Annotated in this window: 3 protein-coding genes; all 3 read left to right on the forward strand. The window is 67.0% G+C overall.

Annotation, left to right across the window (positions count from 1 at the left end):
* Positions 1-324 precede the first annotated feature (324 nt).
* The 3 genes from recQ to AC1VAN_RS12090 all read left to right on the forward strand — a co-directional run bounded on the left by recQ (position 325) and on the right by AC1VAN_RS12090 (position 4,611).
* Positions 325-2,130 (forward strand): DNA helicase RecQ, encoded by a 1,806-nt coding sequence (gene recQ / locus AC1VAN_RS12080; protein WP_480985873.1) that lies wholly within the window; start codon positions 325-327, stop codon positions 2,128-2,130.
* 174 nt (positions 2,131-2,304) lie between these two features.
* Positions 2,305-2,691 (forward strand): CopL family metal-binding regulatory protein, encoded by a 387-nt coding sequence (locus tag AC1VAN_RS12085; RefSeq protein ID WP_442252153.1) that lies wholly within the window; start codon positions 2,305-2,307, stop codon positions 2,689-2,691.
* Positions 2,692-2,766: 75 nt separating this feature from the next.
* Positions 2,767-4,611: a copper resistance system multicopper oxidase gene (locus AC1VAN_RS12090; protein WP_480985874.1), complete on the forward strand. Its 1,845-nt coding sequence runs from the start codon at positions 2,767-2,769 to the stop codon at positions 4,609-4,611.
* Positions 4,612-4,702 lie beyond the last annotated feature (91 nt).

A 4,702-nucleotide genomic window follows, 5' to 3' on the forward strand; every position in this document is an offset into this window, starting at 1 on the left:
CATTTTATTTGTCGATATCTGACAGATTTCATCCACGCATGGCGTGGATCTACCAACCGTCACCGGAAATCTGTCGGGGGTGGGGCGGTGTGGGTTTGCAGGACCGTTGGTGCCATGGATGGCGCCATCGAGCCCCATGGACGGATTTACGGCGTGTCCTGCAAGCCCACACCACCCCGCCAAACCACGGATCACCCCAGAGCCGGCTGTTGCTGTTGCTGTTGCTGTTGCTGTTGCTGTTGCCAGGATTGCCGGCCAGCGGCCGGCACCACGGCAGGTGCCGGGTGCAACCCGGCCGAACCCCCGCCGGGGTAAACTAGCTGGATGGCTTCCCGTCCCGCGCACGACCTGCTCCGCCGCGTCTTTGGTTACGACGATTTCCGTGGTCCGCAGCAGGACATCGTGGAGCATGTGGCTGCCGGTCACGATGCCCTGGTGCTGATGCCTACCGGCGGCGGCAAATCACTGTGCTACCAGGTGYCCGCCCTGCTGCGTGACGGCTGTGGCATCGTCATCTCGCCGCTGATCGCGCTGATGCAGGACCAGGTCGAAGCCCTGCGCCAGCTCGGCGTGCGCGCCGAATTCCTGAACTCGACCCTGGACGCCGAAACGGCTGGCCGGGTCGAACGCGAACTGCTCGCCGGTGAGCTCGACATGCTCTATGTCGCTCCCGAACGCCTGCTGACCGGCCGCTTCCTGTCGCTGCTGTCGCGCAGCCGGATCGCCCTGTTCGCCATCGACGAAGCCCACTGCGTGTCSCAATGGGGCCACGACTTCCGYCSCGAATACCGGCAGCTGACCGTCCTGCACGAGCGCTGGCCGGAGATTCCGCGGATCGCCCTGACCGCCACCGCCGACCCGCCAACCCAGCGCGAGATCGCCGAGCGCCTGGACCTGGCCGAAGCACGTCACTTCGTCAGCTCCTTCGATCGCCCCAACATCCGCTACACCGTGGTGCAGAAGGACAACGCCCGCAAGCAGCTGAGCGATTTCCTGCGCAGCCATCGCAGCGAGGCCGGCATCGTCTACTGCATGTCACGGCGCAAGGTGGAGGAAACCGCCGAGTTCCTGTGCACGCAGGGGTTCAATGCCCTGCCCTACCACGCCGGCCTGCCCGCGGAAGTGCGTGCCAACAACCAGCGCCGTTTCCTGCGCGAAGACGGCATCGTCATGTGCGCGACCATCGCCTTCGGCATGGGCATCGACAAGCCSGAYGTRCGCTTYGTSGCCCAYAYCGAYCTGCCCAAGTCSRTSGAAGGCTACTACCAGGAAACCGGCCGCGCCGGGCGCGATGGCGAAGCTGCCGAGGCCTGGCTCTGCTACGGCCTGGGCGATGTGGTGCTGCTCAAGCAGATGATCGAGCAGTCCGAGGCCAGCGAGGAGCGCAAGCAGCTGGAGCGGTCCAAGCTCGACCACCTGCTGGGGTACTGCGAATCGATGCAGTGCCGCCGGCAGGTGCTGCTGGCCGGTTTCGGCGAGACCTACCCCAAGCCCTGCGGCAACTGCGACAACTGCCTGACTCCGCCGGCGGCCTGGGACGCCACCATCCCCGCGCAGAAGGCGTTGAGCTGTGTATACCGCAGTGGCCAGCGCTTCGGCGTCGGCCACCTGATCGACGTCCTGCGCGGCAGCGAGAACGAGAAGGTCAAGCAGCAGGGCCACGACAAGCTGAGCACCTACGCCATCGGCCGCGACCTGGACGCGCGCACCTGGCGCAGCGTGTTCCGCCAGCTGGTGGCCGCCAGCCTGCTGGAAGTGGACAGCGAGGGCCACGGTGGCCTGCGCCTGACCGATGCCAGCCGCGATGTGCTGACCGGTCGCCGCCAGATCAGCATGCGCCGCGATGCAGTCAGTGCCAGCGCCGGGCGCGAACGCAGCGCGCAACGCACCGGCCTGTCGGTGCTGCCGCAGGACCTGGCCCTGTTCAATGCGCTGCGCGGCCTGCGCGCCGAGCTGGCGCGCGAGCAGAACGTGCCGGCCTTCGTGATCTTCCACGACAGCACCCTGCGCAACATCGCCGAACAGCGCCCGACCTCGCTGGACGAGCTGGCCCGGGTCGGTGGCATCGGCGGCACCAAGCTCAGCCGCTATGGCCCGAGATTGGTCGAGATCGTGCGCGAAGAGGGATGACCCCGGTAGCGCCGGGCCATGCCCGGCGGCCCGCATATCGACCGGGCCTCACGCTCGCCGGGCATGGCCAGAAGCTACCAGGCTGCGCGATTGCGCACCCTCGCCCGGCTCAAACCTTGAACCACCCGTTCAGCCGGATGTGCATGTCCGCCCACTTGCCGCTAGATTAGCGCCATGTCCCTCGCCTCGACCCTGCTCCGTGTCGTGCTCATGCTCAGCCTGTTTCTCAACGGGCTGAACGCGGCCATGGCCAGCGGGCACGAGGACATGGGCTGCATGGCCCATGCGATGGCCTCGGCAACGACCGATGAAGGCGACGCTGACTGCCACCACCACGCCGGCATGACTGCAGACGAGGCGCCGCAGGCCAAGGCCCCCGCCCACGACGCACACTGCCAGATCAAGGACTGCATGCGCAGCTGTGCCCAGCACCCGCTGCTGGCCGTGCAGGCACTGCCTTTCCTGACCGGTCCCGGTCTTTCCCTGACCCCGCAGCCGATGCCTGCCAATGGCCGCCCGGCACCGCCGCTGCCGCCGATCTCGCGCCCTCCCATCGGCTGATCCAACACACCTCGTGCGCGCTGCGCACTGAAGCCGGCCCTGCGCTGGCGTCTTTCCGTGTTTGGAGTCACCACCATGAGTACCCGTATTCCTCCCGGCCCGGGCGCTGTGCCCATGCCGTCGCGCCGTCTGTTCGTGCAGGGCATCGCTGCTGGCGGCGTGGTCGCCGGCATCGCCGCGGCCGGCATCCCGCAGCGCGCGCTCGCCGCCGCTTCTGCCGCGCCACGCCTGGCCGGCGCACCTTCGGTCATCAGCGATACCCGCGTCGAACTGGCGATCGGCGAGTCGCTGGCCAACTTCACCGGACGCACCCGCCCGGCGATCACCGTCAACGGATCGCTGCCGGCACCGATCCTGCGCTGGCGCGAAGGCCAGACCGTGGACCTGTTCGTGCGCAACACGCTCGGCCAGCACCCTACTTCGATCCACTGGCACGGCATCCTGCTGCCGGCCAACATGGATGGCGTGCCGGGCCTGAGCTTCAACGGCATCGGCCCCGGCGAGACCTACCACTACCACTTCGACCTCAAGCAGTCCGGCACCTACTGGTATCACAGCCATTCGCTGTTCCAGGAACAGGCGGGGCTGTACGGCGCGCTGATCATCGACCCGGCCGAACCGGCGCCGTACCGGCATGACCGCGAGCACGTGATCATGCTGTCCGACTGGACCGACATGGATCCCGGCGCGTTGTTCCGGCGCATGAAGAAGCTCGCCGAGCACGACAACTACTACAAGCGCACCCTGCCCGACTTCCTGCGCGACGCCCGTCGCGATGGCTGGTCGGCCGCGCTGTCCGACCGCGGCATGTGGGGCCGGATGCGGATGACGCCCAGCGACATCTCCGACATCAACGCGCACACTTATACCTACCTGATGAACGGGACCGCGCCGGCCGGCAACTGGACCGGGCTGTTCCGCAGTGGCGAAAAGGTGCTGCTGCGTTTCATCAACGGTGCGTCGATGACCYACTTCGACGTGCGCATTCCCGGCCTGAAGATGACCGTGGTCGCCGCCGACGGCCAGTACATCCATCCGGTCAGCATCGACGAGTTCCGCATCGCCCCGGCCGAAACCTACGACGTACYGGTGGAACCCAGCGGCCAGGATGCCTTCACCATCTTCTGCCAGGACATGGGCCGCACGGGCTATGCCGCCGGCACCCTCGCCGTGCGCCATGGGCTGCAGGCACCGATTCCCGCGCGCGATCCGCGCCCGTTGCTGACGATGGGCGACATGGGCCATGACATGGCCCATGTCACAGGAATGTCGGGTCACGACATGGGCGGCGGTGGCCACGGCGGACACGACATGGCAGCAATGAAGGGCATGGAAGGCGGCTGCGGTGCCAGCATGGGCCACGGCGCACATGGCGGCGGCGATACCGCCAGCAAAGCGCCAAAACATCCGGCCAGCGAGCGCAACAATCCGCTGGTGGACATGCAGAGTTCGGCCACCGAGCCCAAGCTGGACGACCCCGGCATCGGCCTGCGCGACAACGGCCGCCAGGTGCTGACCTATGGTGCGATGCGCAGCCTGTTCGAAGACCCCGATGGCCGCGAGCCCGGCCGCGAGATCGAGCTGCACCTGACCGGCCACATGGARAAGTTCTCCTGGTCGTTCGACGGCATTCCCTTCGCCGGTGCCGAACCGCTGCGTCTGAACTACGGCGAGCGCATGCGCATCGTGCTGGTCAACGACACSATGATGCAGCACCCGATCCACCTGCATGGCGTGTGGAGCGACCTGGAAAACGCGCAGGGTGAATTCCAGCTGCGCAAGCACACCATCGACATGCCGCCCGGTACACGCCGCACCTATCGCGTACGTGCCGATGCCCTCGGCCGCTGGGCCTACCACTGCCACCTGCTGTAYCACATGGAAGCAGGCATGATGCGCGAAGTGAGGATCGAAGAATGAGCCGTTCCCTGCTTGCCCCAAGCCTGTTGACCCTCGGCCTGTTGGCCGCGCTGCCCACGTTTGCGCAGTCCCATGCCGGCCATGACATGAC

Source organism: Stenotrophomonas sp. 05L44_2, assembly GCF_056665995.1.